The organism is Variovorax sp. V35, from assembly GCF_041154465.1.
In the GTDB taxonomy this organism is placed as follows: domain Bacteria; phylum Pseudomonadota; class Gammaproteobacteria; order Burkholderiales; family Burkholderiaceae_C; genus Variovorax; species Variovorax boronicumulans.
Genome location: NZ_AP028666.1, coordinates 7213610 through 7236943, shown reverse-complemented (window position 1 = coordinate 7236943; position 23334 = coordinate 7213610). Strand labels below are relative to the sequence as shown.

The window sequence follows — 23334 nt, the reverse complement described above, 5'->3', positions numbered from 1 at the left end:
AGCGAGGCCGTCATGCGCTTCAGCGTGAAGTTGGGAAGGCTCCGCAAGCCTGCGCTGTGGGCGCTGGCGGTTGCCTTTCTGCTCACGCTGTTGCGTCTGTGGCCGCACGCCCCACTGAGCGAAACCGTCGGCAGCTCGCGTGCCGTGTACGCGCAAGGCGGCGAACTCTTGCGCCTGACCCTCGCAAGCGACGAGCAATACCGCCTCTGGGTGCCGCTCGACCGCATCTCGCCGACGCTGGTCGATGCGGTGCTGCTGTACGAAGACCGCCGCTTCTACGCGCACCCCGGCGTCAACCCTGCCGCGCTCGCGCGCAGCGCGTGGCGCATCGCGAGCGGCGAGCGCAGGCAGGGCGGCTCGACGCTCACGATGCAGCTCGCGCGGCGCGTCTACGGCATCGGCAGCCGCACGGCCCTGGGCAAGATCGCGCAGATCGGCGCGGCGCTCTGGCTCGAAGCGCGTTTCGGCAAGCGCGAGATCCTCGAGGCGTACCTCAACACCGCGCCCTACGGCGGCAACATCGAAGGCGTGCAGGCCGCAAGCCTCATCTACTTCCGCAAGGACGCCGCCAAGCTCAGCCTGCCCGAGGCGCTGACGCTCGCGGTGATTCCGCAGAACCCGGTCAAGCGCATCGCCGAGCGCGGCCGCAATGCCGAGCTGCAGTCGGCACGCGAACGCCTGTGGGCGCTGTGGGCCGAGCGCGATCCGACCGCGAAGCAGCATGCGCCGGATGCGCAGCTCGCGCTCTCGGCACAGTCGCGCGGCAGCCTCCCCTTTCTCGCGCCGCACGCCACCGACATGCTGCTCGCGCAGGAGCGCGGCGTGCAGGAAGTGCGCACCACCATCGACCTGCGCATGCAGGCCACGCTCGAACGCGTGATGGGCCAGTACCTGCGCACGCACGCCGATGTGGGCATGACCAACGCGAGCGCGCTGCTGCTCGACGCCTCGACCATGCAGGTGCGCGCGCTGATCGGTTCGGCCGACTGGCACAACGACGCCATCGCGGGGCAGGTCAACGGCACGCAGGCCAAGCGCTCGCCGGGGTCCACGCTCAAGCCCTTCATCTACGCACTCGCGCTCGACCAGGGCTTGCTGCATCCGAAGACGATGCTGAAGGACGCACCGACCTCGTTCGGCCCCTACATGCCCGAGAACTTCGACCACCGCTTCGCCGGTCCGCTGCCCGCGCAGGAGGCGTTGATCCGCAGCCGCAACATCCCCGCGGTGGCCGTGGCCGCGAAGCTGTCGAAGCCGGGGCTCTACGACTTCATGCGGCTCGCGGGCGTGCAGAAGCTGCAGAGCGAATCGCACTACGGCCTCGCGCTGGTGCTGGGCGGCGGCGAAGTCACGCCCGAGGAGCTTGCGGGCCTCTACGCCACGCTCGCGAACGGCGGCATCTCGCAGCCGCTGCGCTACACGCAGCCCGCGCCCGACGAGCGGCCGGTGCAGCCGTTGCGCCTCTTGAGCGAAGAGGCCTCGTTCATCACGCTGGACATGCTGCGCCACACGCCGCGCCCCGACACCACGCTGCCCGCACGACCCGCCATCGCATGGAAGACGGGCACCTCGTGGGGCTTTCGCGATGCGTGGACCGCGGGTGTGTTCGGCCGCCATGTGCTCGTGGTGTGGGTCGGCAACTTCGATGGCACCAGCAACCCCGCGCTGGTCGGCGTCGATGCGGCCGCGCCGCTGTTCCTGCGCATGGTCGATGCGCTGCGCGCGGAGCGGCTCGATCCCGGCGAGATCGCGACGCGCCAGCCGCCTGACCTGCGCCAGGTCGAGGTGTGCACCGCGACGGGCGGGCTGCCCGATGCGCTGTGCCCGGTGCGCACCACGACATGGTTCATCGCCGGCAAGTCGCCGATCCAGGTGAGCAACCTGCACCGTGCCGTGTGGGTCGACGAGACGACCGGCAAGGTGGTGTGCGGGCCGCAGCCCAACGCGCGCCAGCAGGTGGTCGAGCAATGGGGCAGCGACATGCGGCGGCTGTTCCGTCAAGCCGGCCTGCCGCGCGCGAGCCTGCCGACCGATGGTTGCGAGAAAGGCGAGGCCTCGGAGACGGCACCGCTCATCACATCGCCCTTGCGCGGCGTGCGGCACACGCTGCGCGTGAAGAAGCCCGAGCCGCTCGTGCTGCGCGCCGAAGCGGCGGCGGGCACGCAGACGATCTACTGGTTCGCCGATGACGCACTGGTCGGCAAGGCGGCGCCCGGCGAAGGCATCACCTGGATGCCGGACATGGCGGATTCAGGCCGGCGCTACGTGCTGCGCGCGGTCGATGACCAGGGCCGCGCCGAGTCGCGTGAAGTGACGGTGGACATCGCACCTTGAGCTGAGCGGATGTCACGGCGGCGTCACGCCTGCCCGGCAAGGTCACGCGTTTTCGACTGAAAGCTTTTTCGTTCATGACGCGCTTCGCTTCCCTCTCTCTGGTCGCCCTGGCCACCGCCTTCGCCTGCGGTGGCGCTGTGGCCCAGACCGCCTTTCCCGCCACGCTCGCCGGCCACGCCGTGCTGCCCGCGCAGAGCTTCGTTGCCGCCCCGAAAGACGCGCCGGCCGACCTGCAGGCCAGCGGCAAGTTCACCTCGGGCAAGCGCGTCGAGGCGCTGGGCACCGTCGAAGGCCTCTCGGCCGGCCGCGGCACCGCCGTGTCGGTGCCCTTCAAGGGCCAGCCGCTGCAAGGGCACTCGGGCATCAAGAAGATGGACGACGGCTCGTTCTGGATCCTCACCGACAACGGCGCCGGCGCGAAGGCCAACTCGCCCGACTTCATGCTCTACCTGAACCACTACAAGGTGGACTTCAAGAGCGGCAAGTTCAATCGCATCAACACCATCTTCCTGCACGACCCCGACAAGAAGGTGCCGTTCCGCATCGTTCACGAAGGCACGAAGCAGCGCTACCTGACGGGTTCGGACTTCGATCCCGAGAGCTTCCAGTTCGCCGGCGGCGCGCTGTGGATCGGCGAGGAGTTCGGCCCCTTCCTGATCAAGGCCGACCTGAAGGGCAAGGTGCTCGCGGTGTTCGATACGCAGGTCGACGGCAAGGCCGTGCGCTCGCCCGATCACCCCGCGGTCACCACGCCGGGCGCGCCCGGCGGCACGGTCGATTTCCAGGTCAAACGTTCGAAGGGCTTCGAAGGCATGGCCTCGTCCAAGGACGGCAGCAAGCTCTATGCGCTGCTCGAAGGCCCGGTGTGGAATGCCGAGACCAAGGACTATGAAAAGCTCGACGGCAAGGAAGCGCTGCGCGTGCTGGAGTTCGACGTCGCAACCGAGAAGTGGACGGGCCGCCATTGGAAGTACGTGCTCGAAGCCAACGGCCACGCCATCGGCGACTTCAACATGATCGACGGCACCACCGGCCTCATCATCGAACGCGACAACGGCGAAGGCACGTCTGACAAGGCCTGCCCCGAAGGCCAGAAGCGCACCGACTGCTTCCACGACATCGCGAAGTTCAAGCGCGTCTACAAGGTCGAGCTGAGCGACGCGAACGTGGGCGGCGCGGTGCGCAAGATCGGCTACATCGACCTGCTGAACATCGCCGACCCGAACAAGCTTGCGCGCAAGCCGCTGAACGACGGCGTGCTGAAGTTCCCGTTCTTCACGATCGAGAACGTCGACGTGGTCGATGCCACGCACATCGTGGTCGGCAACGACAACAACCTGCCCTTCTCCACCAGCCGCGAGCCGAACAAGGCCGACGACAACGAGCTGGTGCTGCTCGAAGCCGGCGCGCTGCTGCAGGCGAAGTAAGGCGCCGCGCGCCTTTCAAGGCCCCGCTCGCGGGATGGGCGGGGGGCGAGAAAAACCCAGAAGATGAGTATGATTCTCATTCTCCAGGTTTCTCCTCTCCCTCTGTCCCATGAATTTCCGAACGACCTCGCACGTCGTCCGGCGCCCGTCGTGAGCGCCGGCCTCCGCTACCGGATGGGCGTCGCGTCGCGGGCCGTCGCTGCCATCGCGGGCGGCTACGGCGTGGCTGCGCTGTCGGCCGCCGTGCTCGCGCTGGGCCTGCCCGCCCTCTTCGGCATGGCGCGCAGCGAAGCCGCGCTGACCGGCACGCTGGCCTCCTTCCTCGTCTACGCCGTGGCCGTGATGTGGGTCTTCGCGGCGCGCTCGGCGTGGCGCGCCTGGACCGGCCTTGCCATCGCGGCGGCCCTGCAGGGCCTGCTGTTGCTGCTGTGGACCCAGGGCGGCGGAGGTGCCGCATGAAGGAAGGATTCCGTCAGTCGATGGCCTGGCTGCACACCTGGTCGGGCCTGCTGGTCGGCTGGGTGCTCTTCATGGTGTTCGCGGCCGGCACGGCCTCGTACTTCAAGGACGAGATCACCTTCTGGATGAAGCCGGAGCTGCATGCCGTGACGCCTGGTGCGGTGCCGCAGCCGGTGGCCGCCGACAACGCGCTGGCTTTCATGCAGCGCCACGCGCCCGATGCCACGCGCTGGTTCATCACCTTGCCCACCGAGCGCGAGCCCGGCGTGAGCCTGCTGTGGGCCAAGCCGCCGCCGCCGGCCGGTTCGCCGCCCGTGGACCGGCGCCGCAGCTTCGACCGCGCCATGCTCGACCCGGCCACGGGCCAGGCGATCACCGCGCCGCGCGAGACGCGCGGCGGCGAGTTCTTCTACCGCCTGCACTTCGACCTGCACTACATGCCCGCGCTCTGGGCGCGCTGGATCGTCGGCTTCTGCGCGATGTTCATGCTGGTGGCCATCGTCAGCGGCATCGTCACGCACAAGCGCATCTTCAAGGACTTCTTCACCTTCCGTCCGAAGAAGGGCCAGCGCTCGTGGCTCGACGCGCACAACGTCACCGCCGTGCTCGCGCTGCCGTACCACGCCATGATCACCTATACCGGGCTGGTCACGCTGATGTTCATGTACATGCCGTGGGGGCCGCAGGTGGCCTACAAGGCACACGGCGGCAACGACACCTTCTTCGCCGAGGCCTTCCCGGGCGGCGTGCGCACGCAGATCAAGGCCTCGGGCACGAAGGCCGCACTCGCGCCCCTCGCGCCGATGGTGGCGCAGGCCACGGCCCACTGGGACGGCGCGCCCGTGGGCCGCATCGTGGTGCACCAGCCCAACGACGCCAACGCCGTGGTCTCGCTCACGCGGGCCGAAGGCCGTCACCTGTCTTACGACCAGCCCAGCATGCAGTTCAACGGCACGACCGGCGCGCTCATCAGCAGCTTCGGCGACGTGCCCAAGGCCGCGGCCGAGACGCGTGGCGTGCTCTACGGCCTGCACATCGGCCGCTTTGCCGATCCGCTGCTGCGCGCACTGTTCTTCGTCTCGGGCCTGGCGGGCTGCCTGATGGTGGCCACAGGCCTCTTGCTGTGGGCCGTGAAGGAGCGCCAGAAATACGCCAAGACCCTCAAGCAGGGCGGGCGCATCGGCTTCGGCCTGCGGCTGGTCGACGGGCTGAATCTCGGTGCGATCGCCGGCCTGCCCGTGGCGATGGCTGCCTTCTTCTGGGCCAACCGCCTGCTGCCGGTCGACGTGGCCGGCCGCAACGAGGCCGAGATCCGCTGGTTCTTCATCGTCTGGGGCGCCACCGCCGTGCTGGGCCTGCTGCGCCCGACCCTGCGCATGTGGCAGGCGCAGCTTGCGCTCGGCGCGCTGCTGTTCGCACTGCTGCCGGTGCTCAATGCCTTCACCGGCCCCGCGCCGCTCACCGTGAGCTTGCGCAGCGGCCCGAGTTCGGTGGCGGGCTTCGACCTCGTGGCGATTGCGCTCGGCCTGGGCTTGGCCGGTGCGACCTGGCTGGTGGAGCGCAAGCGCCGCAAGGCGCTGGCTGCGCCCAAGAAAGCCGTCAAGCCGCCGCCGACAGAACTCGCAGCTTCGGGCCAGGGGTCGTGATGCCGCTGCTCGGGTTGGTGTTCGCCGCCTCGCTGGCCGGCTTCTGCGCGCTGAGCCTCGCGATGGACCGTCACAGCGAAGACGTCTTCGGCCGCGGCCACACGCCGGGCGCCTGGCGCCGATGGCTGCAGCTCGGGGGCACGGCGCTGCTGTGCCTGTCGCTGTGGGCCAGCCTGGAGGCGGCGGGCGGGTCGGTGGGGTGGGTGTTGTGGCTCGGGGCGCTCACGGCGGCGGCGCTGGCGACGGTGGGGCTGCTGAGCGGGTTGCCGCATCGCTTTCACTGGATCGCGTCTGCAGCAGGGGGCGTTGCGTTTCTCAGTCTGCTGTTCTGCTTGTGATCGCGCGGGTATTCGGGCCCGCACCCGTCCGCGCACTCAGTGGACGATCTTCCAACCCACGATGAGGTAGGTCGCGAAGGCGGTGGCGATCCAGATCCACGCCAGAGCGCGTTGTTCCTGATCGAGCGGCGCGTGCAACGGCCGGCTGCCCGCGGGCACGGCCAGGCGGGTCGTCGGCGAATCGATCCCGACCGCCTGCAGGGTGGCTTCCGACCATTCGCTCGGCCGACGCCGAAATTCGGCGAGCGCATGCAGCCATTGCGGTGGCAGCAGGAGCGGTGCGGCCAGTGCCATCAGCACGGCGCAGAAGGCGCGCAACGGTCTTGATGCATGTGCACGAGGCCCGGCGAAAAAATTCAGGGTGCCAGCCAGGTCCAGGAACAGGCGTTCGCGGTCGTGTTCCGGTGTCCGCCAGCGGGTGGCGGGCAATTGCTCGGGGCCGTGACGCATGAACACCGCGATGAAGTCGAGGACGGCCTTGCGCGTCTCGTTCTCATGCGATTGCGTGCATCGATGACCGAAGCCCCAGCTCGGCAGCGGCAACGTCAATGGCTCCGTGCCCTGCTCCACGGTGGTGATGAGGGCATCGTCCTTGTTCAGCATCAGCAGACGCAAGTCTTCGGAGGTCTGCGTCGCGGGGCATCCCTTGCGATGGGCGACACGGATGCGCTCCCACGCGACCCAGCGGTCCTTCCCTTCCTCGCGCCACCACAGCCTTTGGTTGCGCCGGTCGCACAGAATCCCGACGGTCAACGGCGAGGGGCGCAGCACCTCCCTGAAGGTCATGAAAATCGAGCGCGCGCCGAAAATCACGGCGTACAGCGTCACGCCGATCAACCAGAGCGCGATCAGCGTGCCCATGATCGTCTGGGGTATGTCTACATGGAACAGCAATGCCACCAGCGGCGCGGCCATCAGCAGACCGAACCAGACCGCATAGGCGGACACGACGGACTCGGGCTCCCGCAATTCCAGTGCGGTATCGCTGATCCGCGAAATCACGCCTTCGGCGCAGACCGAGGACAGTGGCGGCCCCTTGGACGCGTGGACGTCGTAGATGCGGTACTCACGTCCATCGAACCGGTCCGATTCCTTGTGATGCAGCAGCCACTGCTGCATCCAATACGGCGGGCGGTCGTCCACCAGCCTGGCGCGCCGCTTGCGGACCGTGCTCACCCCCGCATCAACGCCTCGATCTCATCCGCCTTCACCGGCACCCCCCGCGAAATCAGTTCGCAGCCCGTGGCCGTGACGATCGCGTCGTCCTCGATGCGGATGCCGATGTTGTGGAACTTTTCGGGCACGCCCTCGCCGGGGCGCACGTAGATGCCGGGTTCCAGCGTCAGCACCATGCCCGGGTGCAAGATGCGGCTCGGGCGGTTCTTGATGAGTTCGTTGGACAGCGGGTCCTTGCGCTCGCTCACCTCGCCCACCTGCGTGGGTTCGACATAGCTGCCGCAGTCGTGCACGTCCATGCCCAGCCAGTGGCCGGTGCGGTGCATGTAGAACTGGAAGTAGGCACGCGAGTCGATCACGTCGTCGACGCCGCCGACCTTGTTGCCGTCGAGCAGGCCCAGGTCGAGCATGCCCTGCGCCAGCACCTTCACGGCCGCGTCGTGCGGGTCGTTGAAGCGGTTGCCGGCCTTGGTGGCGGCGGCCGAGGCGTCCTGGCTGGCCAGCACCAGGTCGTACAGCGCGCGCTGCGGGCCGCTGAACTTGCCGTCGGCCGGGAAGGTGCGGGTGATGTCGCTGGCGTAGCCGTCGAGCTCGCAGCCGGCGTCGATCAGCACCAGCTCGCCCTTGCGCACGGGCGCGGCGTCGGCGCGGTAGTGCAGCACGCAGGCGTTGGCGCCGGCCGCGACGATGGAACCGTAGGCCGGGTACTGCGAACCGCCCAGGCGGAACTCGTGCAGCAGCTCGGCATCGAGGTGGTACTCGCGCACGTCCTTGCCTTCGCGCAGCATGCGCGCCGACAGCTGCATCGCGCGGATGTGGGCGCGGGCGCTGATCTGTGCGGCGCGGCGCATGATGTCCTGCTCTTGCGCGTCCTTCACGAGGCGCATCTCGTCGAGCGGGCCGCACAGGTCGCGCTGCTCCTCGGGGCACAGCGCGCCGTAGCGCACGCGCGCGCGCACCGACTGCAGCCAGCCGTCGATGCGGGTTTCCAGGCCCTTGTGGGTGGCGAAGGGGAACCACACGGTCGAGCGGTTTTCGAGCAGTTTCGGCAACTTCGCGTCGAGGTCGTTCACCGAGAAGGCCTCGTCCACGCCCAGCGCGGCGGGGGCGGCGTCGGGGCCGAGGCGGTAGCCGTCCCAGATCTCGCGTTCCAGGTCTTTCGGCGCGCAGAACAGCGTGGCGCGGCCGTCGCCCGCCAGCACCAGCCAGGCGTTGGGCTCGGTGAAACCGGTCAGGTAGTAGAAGTAGCTGTCGTGGCGGAACAGGAAGTCGCTGTCGCGGTTGCGCTGGCGCTCGGGCGCGGTCGGGACGATGGCGATGCCGTCTTTGCCCAGTTGCGAAGCGAGGCGCGCGCGGCGCTCGGCGTAGATCGTGGTGTCATTGAGCATGGGATTTCACTTTCGATACGGTGCAAGTCCGGGGTCCGCGGGTACCAGATGCCGCCATGGGAACACATCCTGCGCAAAGTGGCTGACGTAGCCGCCGATCGTTGACTGGATGACCATGAATTGCAGCCGCTGCCGCACGCTCTGCAGCTGTTGCAGCTGGGCCAGGTCGAGGCAGGTGTTGCGCAGCCTCAGCACGCGCAGCTGCGCGCCCACGGGGCTGTGCAGCAAGGCCTCGTAGTCTTCGAAAGCCGTGATGCCGCCGGGCGTCCGGTCGGCCGGCCACGCCATCTGCTGCTCGGTGGATTCGGAAAAATCCAGCAGCCTGAGGCCCGGCAGCTGCGTTGCGGCGGCCATGTGGTGGATGAAGTGCTGCGTGGCGAAATGGGCGCCGACGCACAGGCTGGTCAGTTGCGGCAGCGGCACGGCGAAGAAGTCGGCGTTCGGCGCGTTCGGCACCGTCAGTTCGCTCAGGTGCGGCGTCTTGTGCATCCAGCGCGCGATGTCGCCGCCTTCCTCGAGGATGCCGTTGCTGGTGCAGACGAGCGACTGGTTGTGGTCCTCGGGCTGCGTCGGCTTGATGAACAGCGAGCGCAGGCGGGGAAACATCACCGGGCTCTCGAGCAGCGGCGTGAACATCCATTCGCGCGAGCCGTTGGCGCCGCTGTCGGGGCCGCTGAACGACAGCGAAGTGATGCAGTCGGCCACGTCCTGCCGGCTCAGGCAGGCGAGGGTTTCGTCGAAGGCGTCGCCCCAGGTGTCGCCGAAGTATTCGACGTGCCAGCCCTGGCGCATGGGCGCGAGGCTCAGGCGCGTGAAGTCGCTCACGTAGAGCGGTACGGTCAGCGGGTCTTCGGGCGCGCCGTCGTTGCGTTCGGCGGCGGTCGCCAGGGCCAGGTCCTGCAGGCGCTGCGGCAGCAGGCGCAGGGCGTCGGGCAGCGGCGCGAGCGTCATGCGCCCGCTGCCGGCGCGACCCCGGCGTTGAGTTGCTGCAGGCGCTGCGGCGTGCCCACGTCGGTCCAGTCGCCGGTGTAGAGCTCGGCGCTCACCTGCTGGTTGTCCATCGCGGCGCGCAGGATCGGTGCCAGCGGGGCCTTGACGCCGCCCGGGTTGCCGGCCGGGATGTCGCAGTGCGGCGGCGCGAACAGCGCGGCGCGGTACAGGCCGATGGTCGAGAAGGTGTATTTCTCGGCCGCCTGGTTCAGCGCGAGCCCGTCGGCCGAGAGGCCGAAGTCGCCCTTGAGGTTGTGCACCGGGTTCGGCACCAGCCACAGGTGGGCGAGCTTGCCGCTGGCCAGGAAGCGGTCGACGGCGGCCTGGGTGAAGCGAAAGCCCGGTGCGAACACGTCGCCCGCCGCCACCCAGAACACCTCGCCCAGCATCGGCAGCGCACGCACGATGCCACCGGCCGTCTCGAGCGCGCCGCCGAAGTCGCGGCCCTCGTCGGAATAGGAGATGGACAGCGTGCCATGCCCCGCCAGCATGGGGTGCGCGCCGAACCGGGCGGCGACCTGCGCGCCCAGCCAGTCGGTGTTGACCACCAACTCGGTGAAGCCGCCCTCGGCCAGCGCTTCCATCGGCCACTGCATCAGCGGCTTGCCGCGCACTTCGAGCAGGGGCTTGGGCGTGGCGTCGGTCAGCGGCCGCATGCGTTCGCCGCGGCCGGCGGCCAGGATCATCGCGCGCACCGCCATCACCGCACCGACCCGGCCACACGGCCGCGTTGCAGTTCGTTGCGTTCGCTGTGGCGGGGCTGGAACAGCGCCACCAGGCAGGCCATCAGCGCATGCGCCTTGGCCGAGTGGTCGGCGCCGAAGTTGCAGACGTACACGTCGAGCGTCACGCCGCGCTGCTCCGGCCAGGTGTGGATGCACAGGTGCGATTCGGCCAGCAGCAGCGTGGCCGTCACGCCGCCCGGCCCCTGCGGCGTGGCCGGAAAGCCGTGGACCAGCTTGCCCACGGCCTGCAGCCCGGCGGCGGCCACGGCCTTGGTGCAGACCTCGCCGAGCGCGCGCCCGTCGGTGAGCCATTGGAGGCCGCATTGGCAGTCGTGGAGATCGGCGGTGAGGTGCAGCCCTTGCATGGGGGGCAACTCTAGCAGCCGGGCCTGCGACACAAGAGAGCATCAGCGGGGTGTTGGCCCTGTATCGAGGCCGGGCGCGGCTCGCCCGGTAAAATCTCGGGTTCTCCCGTATCCCCCACCCACCCTTTTCCCCCGAAAGCCCACTGCCCATGGCAAACCAAGCCCTGATGGCCAACGCGATCCGCGCGCTGGCAATGGATGCCGTTCAACAAGCCAATTCCGGACATCCGGGCGCACCGATGGGCATGGCCGACATGGCCGTCGCCCTGTGGGGCGAGCACCTGCGCTACAACCCCGCCAACCCGCACTGGTTCGACCGCGACCGCTTCGTGCTGTCCAACGGCCACGCCTCGATGCTGATCTACGCGGTGCTGCACCTCACGGGCTACGACCTGCCCCTGGCCGAGATCAAGAACTTCCGCCAGCTGCACAGCAAGACCGCCGGCCACCCCGAAGTCGACGTCACCCCCGGCGTCGAGACCACCACCGGCCCGCTGGGCCAGGGCATCACCAATGCCGTGGGCTTCGCGCTGGCCGAGAAGCTGCTGGCCGCCGAGTTCAACCGCAAGGACCTGGCCATCGTCGACCACCACACCTACGCCTTCCTGGGCGACGGTTGCATGATGGAAGGCATCAGCCACGAAGCCTGCGCCCTCGCCGGCGCCTGGCACCTGAACAAGCTGATCGCCCTGTACGACGACAACGGCATCAGCATCGACGGCCAGGTCAAGCCCTGGTTCATCGACAACACCGAAGAGCGCTTCAAGGGCTACGGCTGGAACGTCGTCGGCCCGATCGACGGCAACGACGCCAAGGAAGTGGCCAAGGCCATCGCCAAGGCCAAGAAGGAAGCCACCAAGCCCACGCTGATCGTCTGCAAGACCACCATCGGCAAGGGCAGCCCGAACCGCGCCGGCACCGCCAAGGCGCACGGCGAGGCGCTGGGCGCCGAAGAAATCAAGCTCACGCGCGAAGCCATCGGCTGGCCCTACCCCGCCTTCGAAATCCCGGCCGAGGTATACGCCGACTGGGACCACAAGGCCGAAGGCGCCAAGACCGAAGCCGCCTGGAACGACACCTTCGCCGCCTACACGGCCGCGTACCCCGAACTCGCCGCCGAGTTCACGCGCCGCATGAAGGGCGAGCTGCCCAAGAACTTCCACCAGGTCGCGTTCGACACCGTGGTCGCCGCCCACACCAAGGGCGAAACCGTGGCCAGCCGCAAGGCCAGCCAGCTCGCGCTCGAGGCCTTCACGGCCGCGCTGCCCGAAATGCTCGGCGGCAGCGCCGACCTCACGGGCTCCAACCTCACCAACACCAAGAGCACCGCCGCGCTGCGCTTCGACGCCAAGACCGGCGCCGTCGTGCTGAACGCGCCCCCTGCACCGGTGGTGCCCCAGGGCGGCGAAGACGAAGCCGCACAAGGTGATGCCGTCGAGCCGCCGCACGGCGAGATCGGCCGCCACATCAACTACGGCGTGCGCGAATTCGGCATGGCCGCCATCATGAACGGCGTGGCGCTGCACGGCGGCTACATCCCCTACGGCGGCACCTTCCTCACCTTCAGCGACTACAGCCGCAACGCCATCCGCATGGCCGCGCTCATGAAGCGCCGCGTGGTGCACGTGTTCACGCACGACTCCATCGGCCTGGGTGAAGACGGCCCGACGCACCAGTCGATCGAGCACGCCGCCTCGCTGCGCCTCATCCCGAACCTGGACGTCTGGCGTCCGGGCGACACGGCCGAAACGGCCGTGGCCTGGGCTGTCGCACTGCAGAACGCCACGCGCCCGACCGCCCTGCTGCTGAGCCGCCAGAACATCGCCTACGCCGCCAAGAGCGACCTGGGCGACATCAGCCGCGGCGCCTACGTGCTGTCCGAGCCCGAGAACGTCGGCCTCAAGAACAAGAAGACGGCGGCGGTCATCATCGCCACCGGCTCTGAAGTGCAGCTCGCGCTGGCCGCCCAGAAGCTGCTGGCCGACAAGAAGATCGCCGTGCGCGTGGTGTCGATACCCTCGACCACCACCTTCGACCGCCAGGACCTGGCCTACAAGAAGGCCGTGCTGCCCAAGAAGATCCCGCGCGTCGCGGTCGAAATGGGCTGCACCGACGGCTGGTGGAAGTACGGCTGCGCGGCCGTGGTCGGCATCGACAGCTACGGCGAGTCGGCCCCCGCGCCCGTGCTGTTCAAGCACTTCGGTTTCACGGCGGAGAACGTGGCCGCCACCGTGGAAGCGGCCCTGCGCGACTGAGCGTCGCGCGGTTCGTCCTCTTCCCGTCCGATCAAAAGTTTTTCAACCTTAGGAGCAAGTCAGATGGCTATCAAACTCGGTATCAACGGCTTCGGCCGCATCGGTCGCAACGTGCTGCGCGCAGCCGTGCAGAACTTCAAGAACGACATCGAAATCGTTGCCATCAACGACTTGCTCGAGCCCGACTACTTGGCCTACATGCTCCAGTACGACTCGGTGCATGGCCGCTTCAAGGGTGAAGTCACGGTCGAAGGCAACACGCTGATCGTCAACGGCAAGAAGATCCGCCTGACGCAAGAGCGCGACCCGTCGCAGCTCAAGTGGAACGAAGTCGGCGCCGACATCGTGCTCGAGTCGACCGGCCTCTTCCTCACGAAGGAAACCGCGCAGAAGCACATCGACGCAGGCGCCAAGAAGGTGATCCTGTCGGCCCCCTCGAAGGACGACACCCCCATGTTCGTCTACGGCGTGAACGACAAGAAGTACGCCGGCGAAGCCATCATCAGCAACGCCAGCTGCACCACCAACTGCCTGGCCCCGCTGGCCAAGGTGCTGAACGACAAGTGGGGCATCAAGCGCGGCCTGATGACCACCGTGCACGCCGCCACCGCCACGCAAAAGACCGTGGACGGCCCGAGCAACAAGGACTGGCGCGGCGGCCGCGGCATCCTGGAAAACATCATTCCCTCGAGCACCGGCGCTGCCAAGGCCGTGGGCGTGGTGATCCCCGAGCTGAACAAGAAGCTCACGGGCATGAGCTTCCGCGTGCCGACCTCCGACGTGTCGGTGGTCGACCTGACCGTCGAACTCGTCAAGGACGCCACCTACGCCGAGATCTGCGCCGAAATGAAGGCACAGAGCGAAGGCGCACTGAAGGGCGTGCTGGGCTACACCGAAGACAAGGTCGTCGCCACCGACTTCCGCGGCGACCCGCGCACCTCGATCTTCGACGCCGAAGCCGGCATTGCGCTGGACGGCACCTTCGTGAAGCTCGTGAGCTGGTACGACAACGAATGGGGCTACTCGAACAAGTGCCTGGAGATGGTGAAGGTCGTGTCGAAGTAAGACTTCGCGGCTCCCACGAAAAACGCGCCCTCGGGCGCGTTTTTTATTGGGCAATGAGAACGATCGAGGCCGTTCAGCGCAGCTTCTCGTTGCGCCGTATCTCGCTGCTGAGCTGTGCCGTCATCCGCGTGGCCGCGCGCCGTGCGGCCAGGCCGTAGTCGCCGTTGAACTCGCCGAACTCCGCCGTGCCGTTGCCGACCGCGCGCACGCGTGTGACTTCGGCGCCCGCGGTGTCGGTCACCACGCAGGCCACCTCGGCCGTGAAGGCGGTGGGCGGCCAGGTGATCCATGAGGACGAGCTCGAATCGGTCTTGATCTGCGGCGTGAACACCAGCGACACGCCCGCTGCCTCGTTGGCCTTGGCATCGCCGGCGGTGCGCAGCACGACCACGTTGCGGTAGACCGCGCGCAGCGCGTCGCGGATCGATTTTTCGAGGTCGCGGTACGGGTAGTAGCTCACGCGGTCGCCGCTGCCGCCGGCGGTGGTCACCTGCAGGTCGCGCTGCGCGTCGGTCATTACGTAGGCCACCTTCTTGGGGATGAGGTGGGCGGCCGACCGCGGCGGTGCGGTCTCGGTGATCATCGTGATCGGGTGGGAGCAGCCCGCCAGCAGCACGACGGTTGCCAGTGCGGCGGCCAGCCGGGGCATCGGAGAAGTAAGAAACGACATGGTGCTTCTCCGGCCTTACTGCGCAGGCGGCGCGATGGCCGCGACGAATTGCGGATCGGCATACACCTGCCGCAGCAGCGCCCGCACCAAGCGCGGGTACGCGGCCTGCCCGGCGGGCACGGCCACGATGTTGGCGTAGCTCGAATCGAAGGCGATCTCGCCGCGGTAGGTCTTGCGCAGCGTCTGCGCGGCGTTGCGCGTGACGGTGACTTCCACGTCCATGCGGCCCGAGCCGTTGACCACGCCCAGGTCGAGCTCGTTGACGAGGATGCGCGCCGCGATGCGGGTCGGCGCCTTGGGGTCGTAGGCCGAGATCTCGCCCAGGTCGCGCATCAGCGCGTCTTCGAGGTACTGGGCGAAGGTGCCGCTGGGCGACACCAGCCTGGCGCGGCGCAGGCCCAGGGTGTTGATCCTGTCGTTGGGGGCGGTGGGTTGCACCTTGGCCACCGCGACCTTGCCGGGGTTGTGGGCCTCGAGCCGGTCGAGCGCCTCGTAGTCGGCGGCATACGGCGGTGCGCCGAGCTGTGCGCAGCCCGTGGCCAGTGCCGCCAGCAGGAGCGCGCCGGTGCGCCAGCGCAGACCCTGCGGTCTGGAGACGATCGCCATGTCTTGAACCCCCTTGTCCGAGATGTCTTCTTCTCCCCGGCGCGAGGGTAGCAGGCATCGCGCCGCGCGCGAAGGTGGCGGCGGCGCAGCAGGGTCAGATCGGCTCGAGCACGTGGATGCGCTTGCTCTCGGTGAGCTCCCTGGTCTGGGCGCTGAAGGCCGCCATGTGCGGCGCGACCGCGTGCGCCTGCAGGGCCGGCAGCGAGGCCCACTTCTCGATCACCACGAAGGTGTCAGGCCCGAAGCTGGCCTTGGACGGGGGAATGCCCTGCGCGTCGATCGTGGCCCCGTACTCGATGCAGCCCTCTTCGGCGAGCACGGCGGCGCGGTTGGCCTTGAAGGCTTCGAGCAGCAGGGCGCGCTGGCCGGGCTTGGCGGTGATGACGGCAACGACTTGGATCATGGAACAGGGTCTCCGGTGAAGTGACATGAACAGAGGAATGCAACGGCCGAATCTACGAGATCGCACGCCGGTGCGCAGGTCCGGTGGGCGACAAGGCCGGCATGCACATGCCGCATGCGACAGTTACCCGCGAGACACACTCTCGCCCCGCCACGGTCGTGGCGAGGTCATAGGATCGGGTCATCTTCCGCATCGACCTGCCTTTGCCATGTTCATCGTCACCCTGACCTACATCCGTCCGCTCGAGGAACTCGACGCGCTGATGGATGCGCATGTCACCTGGCTCAAGAAGCACTACGCCAGCGGCCTGTTCGTGGCCTCGGGGCGCCAGGTGCCGCGCAAGGGCGGCGTGATCCTCGCGCGCTCGGGCGACCGCGAGGGGCTCGAGGCGGTGCTGGCGCGCGACCCCTTCGTGCAGGGCGGCGTCGCGCGCACCGACGTGATCGAGTTCATCCCCAGCATGACCGCGCTGAGCGTCGAGGTGCTGCGCGGCTACTGAGAACCGCGCGGCCGGGCCGGCAGATCAAGCCCCCGGCAGTTCCTCGCGCCCGTCCGGGTGCCGCGCAAAGCGCGCGGCCTCGGCGCCATGCACCGGTGCCGGGTCGGCCCAGGGCCAGCCGCCGAACTGCGTGCGGCGGTAGTCGGCCATCGTCTGGGCGATCTCGGCCTGCGTGTTCATCACGAAGGGGCCGTACTGCGCCACCGGCTCGCCGATCGGGCGGCCCTGCAGCAGCAGGAACTCGCCGTCGCCCTCGGGGCCGTTGCACAGCTCCACAGCCGCGTCGGCGCGCAGCTCGATGGCCGCCGGCCCGTCGATGCGCCGGCCCGCCACCTGCGCCGTGGCGCCCTTGAAGAAATACAGCATGCGCCGCGTGCCCTCGCCGGCGGCGGGCGGCAGCGTCCAGCGCGCGCCGGGCGTCATGCGCAGCGTCCAGATCGCCAGGTCGGCGCCCGCCTGCGCGGCCCACGAATCGGGCGGCGGCGCGAGCGGGTCGATGGCCGCCTGGGCCTGCGCATCATTGGCGCCGAAGCGCCCGGCGATCACCGCTACCTCGGTGCGGCCGCCCTGCGCATCGTCCGAGGCGAAGCGCGGAATCGCCTCCGACCAGAACATCGTGAAGTGCGGCTCGGCCATCTTGTTTTTCGCCGGCAGGTTGAGCCAGATCTGGAACAGCTCCAGCGGATTGGGCGCGCCGGCGTCCAGCAGCGGGAACATCTCCGAATGCACGATGCCCTTGCCGGCCGTGAGCCACTGCACGTCGCCGCCGCCGAAACGCGCGGTGGCGCCCAACGAGTCGGAGTGGTCGACCAGGCCCTTGCGCACGATGGTCACCGTCTCGAAGCCGCGGTGCGGGTGCGAGGGAAAGCCCGGGACCGTCTCGCCGTGGTACATGCTCCAGCCGTCCTTGCGGCTGAAGTCCTGGCCGATCTGGCGGCCGGCCAGCGAGGCCTCGGGGCCCATGCGACCGTTGCCCTTCGGGTACGCGTCGTCGTGGTAGACGCAGAACAGGAAGGGGTCGAGCGTCTGCCACGGGAAGCCGAGCGGCTGGACCTGGACGATGGGAGACGCGCTGTGGTTGTCGTTGCTGTCGGACATGTCGGTATTCCTTGGTGAGGCAGGCACGGCCGCCATGCGGGCCGCGCCGGAACCAGGAATATCGGGGCGCCGCCGCCTTTCGGTAGGTGCCTTGCGCGCAACGATCAAGAGCGCATATGGAACGATGGGCATCGTCCGGCCCCCGCGGTCACTGCGAGGGCATCTCGGCGTTCGGGTCCATGTAGACCAGTTCCCAGATGTGGCCGTCCAGGTCCTGGAAGCCGTGGCCGTACATGAAGCCGTAGTCCTTCGGCTCGCGTGGCGTCGTGCCGCCGGCGGCCACCGCCTTGGCGACCAGGTCGTCGACCTCGGCCCGGCTCTCGCACGACAGGCACACCAGCACCTCGTTCTCCTTGCGGGCGTCCGCGATGCCCTGGTTCGTGAAGGTCTTGAAGTAGTCCTCCATCAGCAGCATCGCGTGGATGCTGCCTTCGTGGATGACCATGCAGGCGGCGTTCGCGTCGGTGAACTGCGGGTTGAAGGTGTAGCCCAGCGCGCCGAAGAAAGCCTTGCTCTTGTCGAGGTTCCGGACGGGGAGGTTCACGAAGATCTGCTTGGTGGCCATGGTGGGATTCCTGTGTCGATGAAGGGTGGATCGGGTGTGTGTCGGCGTCTTTGTGTACGCCGTCCACAAAAGATATCAAAGAAAATGGACGGTGTCCACATGATTTTTCGGCGCACCGGAAATCGGCCGGCACCACGTCGTTGAGGGAAAAAAGAGCGGGCATCATGAACACCATGGAAATCGAGTTCAAGTTCTGCATTCCCGCCGGCCGCCTGAAGGCCGTCGAAGCCGCATTGCGGCGCGGCGCCGTCGTGCGCACGCGCCTGCAGGCCCGCTATTTCGACACCGCCGACCAGCGCCTCGTGGCCGACGGCATGGTGCTGCGGCTGCGCAAGGAGGGCCGGCGCTGGGTGCAGACCGTCAAGGCCGCCGGCGACAACGCGCTGCACCGGCTCGAGCACAACGTCGACCTGGGCACCGGCGCCGCCGCGCCCGCCATCGACCCCGCGCGCCACGCCGGCACGCCCGTCGGCGAGCGCCTGGCCCGCCTGCTGCAAGAGTCCGACGGCGGCGCGGTGCCGCTGGTCGAGCGCCAGTCGACCGACATCGTGCGGCTCACGCGCGACCTGCGCGTGAGCGGCCCGGCCGGCGCCGTCGTCGAGATGGCGCTCGACGTCGGCAAGGTCGTCGCGCACGCGGGCACGCCCGCGCAGCGCGCCTCGCCCGTGTGCGAGCTGGAGCTCGAACTCAAGAGCGGCGACGTGCAGGGGCTCGTGGCGCTCGCACGGCGCTGGTCGCAGCAGCACGGCCTGTGGTTCAGCACCGTCTCGAAGGCCGAGCGCGGCATGCGCCTGCTGGCCGAGCAGGAGACGGTGCCCGCCGTGAAGGCCGAAGCGCCGCGCTTCCCCACTCATGGCCTCGGCGGCCGCGCCATCCAGCAGGCCATCGTCGCGTCGTGCCTGGACCAGATGCTGCCCAACGCCAGCGAGATCGCCGCGGGCAGCACCGATGAAGAGCAGATCCACCAGCTGCGCATCGGCATCCGCCGCCTGCGCACCGCGCTGCGCGAACTGGCGGGGCTCGATGCCGACACGAGCCGCTTCGACGTCGCCGGCTGGGAGCTGCCGCTGGTCGACGCCTTCCGCGCGCTTGGCGAACTGCGCGACCGCGAACAGGTGGTGAAGCTCGCGCAGCCGCGGCTGCGTGAAGCGGGCGCGCCGGAGGTCGATCCGCTGGCGGGCGATACCAGCGATGCGGCTGCCGCGCCGGCACCGACACCCGGCGACATCGTGCGTGCCGCCGCGTTCCAGGACGTGCTGGTGTCGCTGATCGGTTTCACCGTCGTCGCGCCCGAGTCGACGGGCCCGGCACCGCTCGCCGCCGACGCGGCCCTTCAGTTGCTGCGCGAGCGGCTCCAGCGCCTGCATAAACAGGCGGTGCGCGACGGCCGGCGCTTCGAATCGCTCGCCACCGAACACCAGCACCGCGCGCGCAAACGGCTCAAGCGCCTGCGCTACCTGGCGGAGTTCGCGGCACCGCTGTTCGCCGAGGCGGACGGCGGCAAAAAGAAGAAGGGTGCGGCCGAGCGCTACCTGAAAGCCCTGCGCCCCGCGCAGGACGCACTGGGCGAGTTCAACGACGAGGCGGTCGCACTTGCGCTGTACCACGAGGTCGCGGCGCGCGATCCGCGTGCGTGGTTCGCGGTGGGATGGTTCAGCGCGCGCCGCGCGGCGGGGGCGACGGCGTGTCGCAAGGCGCTGGAGACGATCGGCGAGGCCCCGAGGTTCTGGAAGAAGTAACTAGGAAGCAGCTGGCGAAGCGAAACGCCGGGCCACGCGGCCTTCGGCGTTCGTCACCGACTCCGGCACTCAGTGATGGTGCCCATGCGCCCCATGCACATGCCGGTGCTCGATCTCCACCGGCAGCGCCGCGCGCACGTCCGTCACCTGCAGGCTGAACTTCAGCGCCTTGCCGGCCCAGGGGTGGTTGCCGTCGAGCAGCACGACCGGGCCCTTGATCTTGGTCACGGTGAAGACGTGCTCGGTGCCGTCGTCGAGCCGGCCCTGCAACTGGCCGCCGACCTTCACGCCGGGTGGGAACTCGGTCTTGGGGATGGTGCGCACCAGCGCCTCGTCGCGCAGGCCGAAGGCGTCTTCGGGGGCGAGGTTCAGCGTGGTCTGGTAGCCCTTTTCCTGGCCGTCGAGCGCCTGCTCGATCTTGGGCAGGGTGTTTTCGTAACCGCCATGCAGGTAGGCCATCGGCTCGGGGCTGGCTTCGATGAGCTTGCCCTGGGCGTCGGCGACTTTGTACTTGAGGGTGACGACGGTGTCTTTTTCGATTTTCATGGCGGGCATTTTCACGCGAATGCCCATCGTTGCGCTGGGAGGCCGGACGAACCCCCAGGTGCCATGCCAGGGCGACGGCGTGAATGCCGGCGGATGCGCGTGGCGCCCTAAAGGCGCTTGCCGAATGCCGCGTCGCCGCTGACCGTGATGAAGAGTGCCTGGGTCGCCCGCGTTGCCGCGACATAGAAGAGCCGGGCTTCTTCGCGTTCGTCGTCGGTCTCGCGGGGCATGGCACCGCTTCCGACCACCGCAACGACGGGAAACTCAAGCCCCTTGCTGGCGTGCATCGTGAGCACCTTGATGGTGTCCGCGTCAGGCTTGAAGTCGCCCGTCCCCTTGCGGACCTGGTGCGGCAACTTTCGATGCCGCAGCGCGCTTGCGCACTCCTCCATGGCCGCGTACTGGCGACAGATCACGGCCATGTCGCCCCATGCATGCCCCTCCTGGTGTGCGGCGCTCAGCAACTCAGCGACCTTGACCGCCTCGTCACGCAACGTGGGCAGGCGAATCACCAAGGGCGCATGGCCTTCGCGTCCGCAACTGATGGGGTGCAGCAGCGGAATGCCGTCGTCGTCCTTGTCTTCCGCGGTCAACAGATCGGAAGCGATCAGGCTCGCGGTCTGCAGGATCTGCTTGGTATTGCGATAGTTGATCTTGAGCACCGTGGTGCGGCCCTGCGCCTGGATGCCTACGCTCTTGAAGCTGAATTGCTTGGTGCGCTGCCGTTCGTAGATGCTCTGCGCATCGTCATACAGCAGCAACAGGCTGTTGGTGCCGGGGTCGACCATCTGCGTCACAAGCCGCAGCCATTCAGGCTGGAAGTCGTGGCCTTCGTCGATCAGCACGGCTTGGTACTGGCCTGAGGGAATCTGCTTGCGGTCCACGCCGCGGATCACGCGGTCGACGATTTCTTCCATGAGCTTCGACGTGCTCATTTTTTCCGTCGGCACCTGCCCGTACGCAACCAACTGGTCCCGGCACCATTTGTGGAAGTGGCGCGCATGCACCTTGTCGCTCAGGCCCTTGGCTTCCATGATCGACGCAAGTTTCACGGCCAACGGCTCGTTGTAGCAGAGCACGAGGATCGGCTTGGTGGTCACGCTCTTGGCCAGGTACTCGGCGCGATAGCCGAGGATCATGGTCTTGCCCGAGCCGGCCACCCCGTGGATCACGCGGTGGCCGTCCCCCAGGCTTCGAGCCAGTTGCTCCTGCTGCAGGTCCATCACCCGCAGAAGGTCGGGAACCAGCGCTTCCGCGTCGTTGTCGTCGAACAGGATGCCTTGGCTCTGTACCCTCACCTCAGGAAACAGCGTCCATCGCACACGGTCGATCTGCGGCAAGGAAAGCGTGCCGCGCATGAGCACTGGGAACATGCTCCAGAACTGGCTTTGCAGCGCTTCGGCGTCGACGCTTTCGGTCATTTCGTCAGAGCACACGACGCGATGGGCTTCGATGGCGCGATGCAATTCGGCTGCTTCGAACTGCTTGCGCGTGATGTTGGTCAGGACGACGCCGTAGCTCCACGGAAAGGTCAGCATGCCCTGCCATTTGCCTTCTGCGTGGACCAACTGCGCGTCGCGCTTGAGGGCGTCGACGACCTGATGCGCATGCTGGCGAGCCTGCTCGGCCGGGTTGATGACGGTCTTGGGAACGCCATCCGCCAGGATTTCCCAACTGCCCTTGCTGGCCTGGCGAATGGTGTCGAGCCGCCAGTCCTTCACTTCAAGAATCAAGAGTCCGCGATGCGGATGCAGCACAACGAAATCGGGATGCGAGCGTTTTGGCCCGACGGGCACGTCGTACCAAAGCAGGTAGTCGCTGTCGAGCTTTTGTTCCAGGCGCTCCGCGAGGCGCCGCTCGCCGGAGGTCATGCGGGAAACGCAACTGCCTAAGGCTGGGATGAGGGTGGCCAAGCTTCGGTCCGCTTCGAAATGATTGTTTCAAAACGTCTCTTGTAAAGCAGACGGCGTCGCACCGCATCGCGGAACTACCCTGAAAGGGGGTCAACCCCTTTCAACTGCAAAATAAGTCACGAAATCAGAGGGCGCACTCGCGTCGCCCGCCACACATCCGGCAACGCCTCCTCCTCCCGCAGCTTCTGCGTCACCATCCCGATGAATGCCGACACCGCCCGCGGCAGGTGCTTGCGGCTCGGGTAGACCACGCTCAGCCCGTGCCCGGTGCGCTGGTACTGCGGCAGCACCGGCACCAGCCGCCCCGCCTCCACGTCGAGCCGCCCCATGGCCGGCGGCAGCAGCGCGATGCCCAGGCCGGCGATGGCGGCCTTGCGCAGCGCCTGCGCGGTGTTGCCGCTGAAGCGGCCGCCCACCTGCACTTCTTCTTCCTTGCCGCCGGGACCGGTCAGGCGCCAGGTGGTGCGGCCGCTGGGGTGGGCGGGGGTCACGCAGTCGTGGTCGGCCAGGTCTCCCAGCGCGGCGGGGGTGCCGCGCGCGGCCAGGTAGGCGGGGCTGGCGACGAGGCCGTCGGTGCGCGGGCCGAGCAGCTGGCGGGCGACGTACCCCGAGTCGGCCAGCGCGCCGCCGCGGAAGGCGATGTCGATCTGCTCGACGATCAGGTCGGCCTTGGCGTCGCTGAGCACGAACTCGACGCGCACCAGCGGGTACGCCGCCAGGAAATCGGCCACCCAGGCCATGGGGAAGAAGTCGAAGAAATCGGCCGTGGCCGCCACGCGCACCCGGCCGCTGGGTTCCTGGCTGCCGGTGATGAGCGCCTGCCCGGCCTCGACCAGCCCGTCGACCGCCTCGGCGCAGCGCTCGTGAAAGTCCTGTCCGGCGCCGGTGAGCGTGAGCTTGCGGGTCGATCGCTGCAGCAGCCGGGTGCCGAGCTGCGCCTCCAGCTGCTGGATGCGCCGGCTTACGGTGTTGGGCGGCAGGCCCAACCGGCGGCCGGCCTCGGCGAAGCTGCCGTGGCGCACCACCTGCACGAAGACGGCGATGTCGTTGAGGTCGAGCATGGCGGGGCCTATTCCTTCTGTTCGTGGACGAGTGCAATCCGACTCTACCGTCTAGTCGATCAATGC

At 68.2% G+C, this 23334-nt stretch carries 22 protein-coding genes; 9 read left to right on the top strand and 13 right to left on the bottom strand.

All coding sequences use genetic code 11. The annotated features are described in order from the left end of the window. Nucleotides 1-12: 12 nt before the first annotated feature. The 5 genes from pbpC to ACAM42_RS33510 all read left to right on the top strand — a co-directional run bounded on the left by pbpC (nt 13) and on the right by ACAM42_RS33510 (nt 6204). Entirely contained in the window at nt 13-2334 is a 2322-nt protein-coding gene (gene pbpC / locus ACAM42_RS33530; protein WP_369630720.1) for a penicillin-binding protein 1C, read from the top strand. Nucleotides 2335-2408: 74 nt separating this feature from the next. Beyond that, the gene (locus tag ACAM42_RS33525; protein WP_369630719.1) at nt 2409-3761 is read left to right on the top strand and encodes an esterase-like activity of phytase family protein; all 1353 of its coding nucleotides are present in this window, start codon (nt 2409-2411) and stop codon (nt 3759-3761) included. Between the two features lie 174 nt (nt 3762-3935). After that, nucleotides 3936-4220, top strand: coding sequence for a DUF3649 domain-containing protein (locus ACAM42_RS33520; protein WP_062473633.1), 285 nt, complete (start codon nt 3936-3938; stop codon nt 4218-4220). Continuing rightward, on the top strand, nt 4217-5866 hold the full coding sequence (locus tag ACAM42_RS33515) for a PepSY-associated TM helix domain-containing protein (RefSeq protein WP_369630718.1): 1650 nt from the start codon (nt 4217-4219) through the stop codon (nt 5864-5866). Before ACAM42_RS33520 ends, ACAM42_RS33515 begins: the two co-directional genes overlap by 4 nt. Further along, nucleotides 5866-6204: a DUF3325 domain-containing protein gene (locus ACAM42_RS33510; protein WP_235926935.1), complete on the top strand. Its 339-nt coding sequence runs from the start codon at nt 5866-5868 to the stop codon at nt 6202-6204. The genes ACAM42_RS33515 and ACAM42_RS33510 overlap by 1 nt, the downstream gene beginning before the upstream one ends. Before the next feature lie 36 nt (nt 6205-6240). Here ACAM42_RS33510 and ACAM42_RS33505 read toward each other — a convergent pair whose 3' ends face one another. From ACAM42_RS33505 to ACAM42_RS33485, 5 genes are read right to left on the bottom strand one after another with little or no spacing between them, the layout of a single operon-like run. Next, a complete protein-coding gene (locus ACAM42_RS33505) occupies nt 6241-7380 on the bottom strand; it encodes a hypothetical protein (RefSeq protein ID WP_369630717.1) in 1140 nt (379 codons plus the stop codon). Beyond that, nucleotides 7377-8768: an aminopeptidase P N-terminal domain-containing protein gene (locus tag ACAM42_RS33500; protein WP_369630716.1), complete on the bottom strand. Its 1392-nt coding sequence runs from the start codon at nt 8766-8768 to the stop codon at nt 7377-7379. The genes ACAM42_RS33505 and ACAM42_RS33500 overlap by 4 nt, the downstream gene beginning before the upstream one ends. Nucleotides 8769-8774: 6 nt before the next feature. Then, the gene (locus tag ACAM42_RS33495) at nt 8775-9719 is read right to left on the bottom strand and encodes a hypothetical protein (protein WP_369630715.1); all 945 of its coding nucleotides are present in this window, start codon (nt 9717-9719) and stop codon (nt 8775-8777) included. Then, on the bottom strand, nt 9716-10444 hold the full coding sequence (locus ACAM42_RS33490; RefSeq protein WP_369630714.1) for a nucleotidyltransferase family protein: 729 nt from the start codon (nt 10442-10444) through the stop codon (nt 9716-9718). Before ACAM42_RS33490 ends, ACAM42_RS33495 begins: the two co-directional genes overlap by 4 nt. 14 nt (nt 10445-10458) lie before the next feature. Next, on the bottom strand, nt 10459-10848 hold the full coding sequence (locus ACAM42_RS33485; RefSeq protein WP_153281429.1) for an S-adenosylmethionine decarboxylase family protein: 390 nt from the start codon (nt 10846-10848) through the stop codon (nt 10459-10461). 149 nt (nt 10849-10997) lie between these two features. Here ACAM42_RS33485 and ACAM42_RS33480 point away from each other — a divergent pair, with 149 nt between their 5' ends. Together ACAM42_RS33480 and gap are read left to right on the top strand one after the other, a co-directional pair. Then, on the top strand, nt 10998-13103 hold the full coding sequence (locus ACAM42_RS33480) for a transketolase family protein (protein ID WP_369630713.1): 2106 nt from the start codon (nt 10998-11000) through the stop codon (nt 13101-13103). A gap of 63 nt (nt 13104-13166) precedes the next feature. Then, nucleotides 13167-14168, top strand: a complete 1002-nt coding sequence (gene gap, locus ACAM42_RS33475) for a type I glyceraldehyde-3-phosphate dehydrogenase (RefSeq protein ID WP_369630712.1) — start codon at nt 13167-13169, stop codon at nt 14166-14168. 73 nt (nt 14169-14241) lie between these two features. On the opposite strand, the gene ACAM42_RS33470 is transcribed toward gap, so the two are convergent. From ACAM42_RS33470 to ACAM42_RS33460, 3 genes are all read right to left on the bottom strand, one after another. Further along, on the bottom strand, nt 14242-14838 hold the full coding sequence (locus tag ACAM42_RS33470) for a hypothetical protein (protein ID WP_369630711.1): 597 nt from the start codon (nt 14836-14838) through the stop codon (nt 14242-14244). Between the two features lie 15 nt (nt 14839-14853). Beyond that, a complete protein-coding gene (locus tag ACAM42_RS33465; protein WP_369630710.1) occupies nt 14854-15444 on the bottom strand; it encodes a hypothetical protein in 591 nt (196 codons plus the stop codon). 94 nt (nt 15445-15538) lie between these two features. Then, entirely contained in the window at nt 15539-15847 is a 309-nt protein-coding gene (locus ACAM42_RS33460; RefSeq protein WP_369630709.1) for a putative quinol monooxygenase, read from the bottom strand. Between the two features lie 208 nt (nt 15848-16055). Between ACAM42_RS33460 and ACAM42_RS33455 the strand changes: the two genes are divergently transcribed. Then, nucleotides 16056-16346 carry a YciI family protein gene (locus ACAM42_RS33455; RefSeq protein WP_062473524.1) on the top strand — a complete coding sequence of 97 codons (291 nt, stop codon included), beginning with the start codon at nt 16056-16058 and terminating at the stop codon, nt 16344-16346. A 24-nt stretch (nt 16347-16370) separates the two neighbouring features. On the opposite strand, the gene ACAM42_RS33450 is transcribed toward ACAM42_RS33455, so the two are convergent. Continuing rightward, nucleotides 16371-17444, bottom strand: a complete 1074-nt coding sequence (locus ACAM42_RS33450) for a pirin family protein (protein ID WP_369630708.1) — start codon at nt 17442-17444, stop codon at nt 16371-16373. A gap of 148 nt (nt 17445-17592) precedes the next feature. After that, the gene (locus tag ACAM42_RS33445; RefSeq protein WP_095747343.1) at nt 17593-18009 is read right to left on the bottom strand and encodes a VOC family protein; all 417 of its coding nucleotides are present in this window, start codon (nt 18007-18009) and stop codon (nt 17593-17595) included. A gap of 164 nt (nt 18010-18173) precedes the next feature. On the opposite strand from ACAM42_RS33445, the gene ACAM42_RS33440 reads away from it, so the two are divergent. Then, nucleotides 18174-19748, top strand: coding sequence for a CHAD domain-containing protein (locus ACAM42_RS33440; RefSeq protein ID WP_369630707.1), 1575 nt, complete (start codon nt 18174-18176; stop codon nt 19746-19748). A gap of 69 nt (nt 19749-19817) precedes the next feature. Here the strand turns inward: ACAM42_RS33440 and ACAM42_RS33435 are convergent, their stop codons facing one another. From ACAM42_RS33435 to ACAM42_RS33425, 3 genes are all read right to left on the bottom strand, one after another. Beyond that, a complete protein-coding gene (locus ACAM42_RS33435) occupies nt 19818-20294 on the bottom strand; it encodes a peptidylprolyl isomerase (RefSeq protein WP_062473516.1) in 477 nt (158 codons plus the stop codon). A gap of 107 nt (nt 20295-20401) precedes the next feature. Beyond that, nucleotides 20402-22207 carry a DEAD/DEAH box helicase gene (locus ACAM42_RS33430; protein WP_369630706.1) on the bottom strand — a complete coding sequence of 602 codons (1806 nt, stop codon included), beginning with the start codon at nt 22205-22207 and terminating at the stop codon, nt 20402-20404. A 116-nt stretch (nt 22208-22323) separates the two neighbouring features. Beyond that, entirely contained in the window at nt 22324-23268 is a 945-nt protein-coding gene (locus ACAM42_RS33425; RefSeq protein WP_369630705.1) for a LysR family transcriptional regulator, read from the bottom strand. Nucleotides 23269-23334 lie beyond the last annotated feature (66 nt).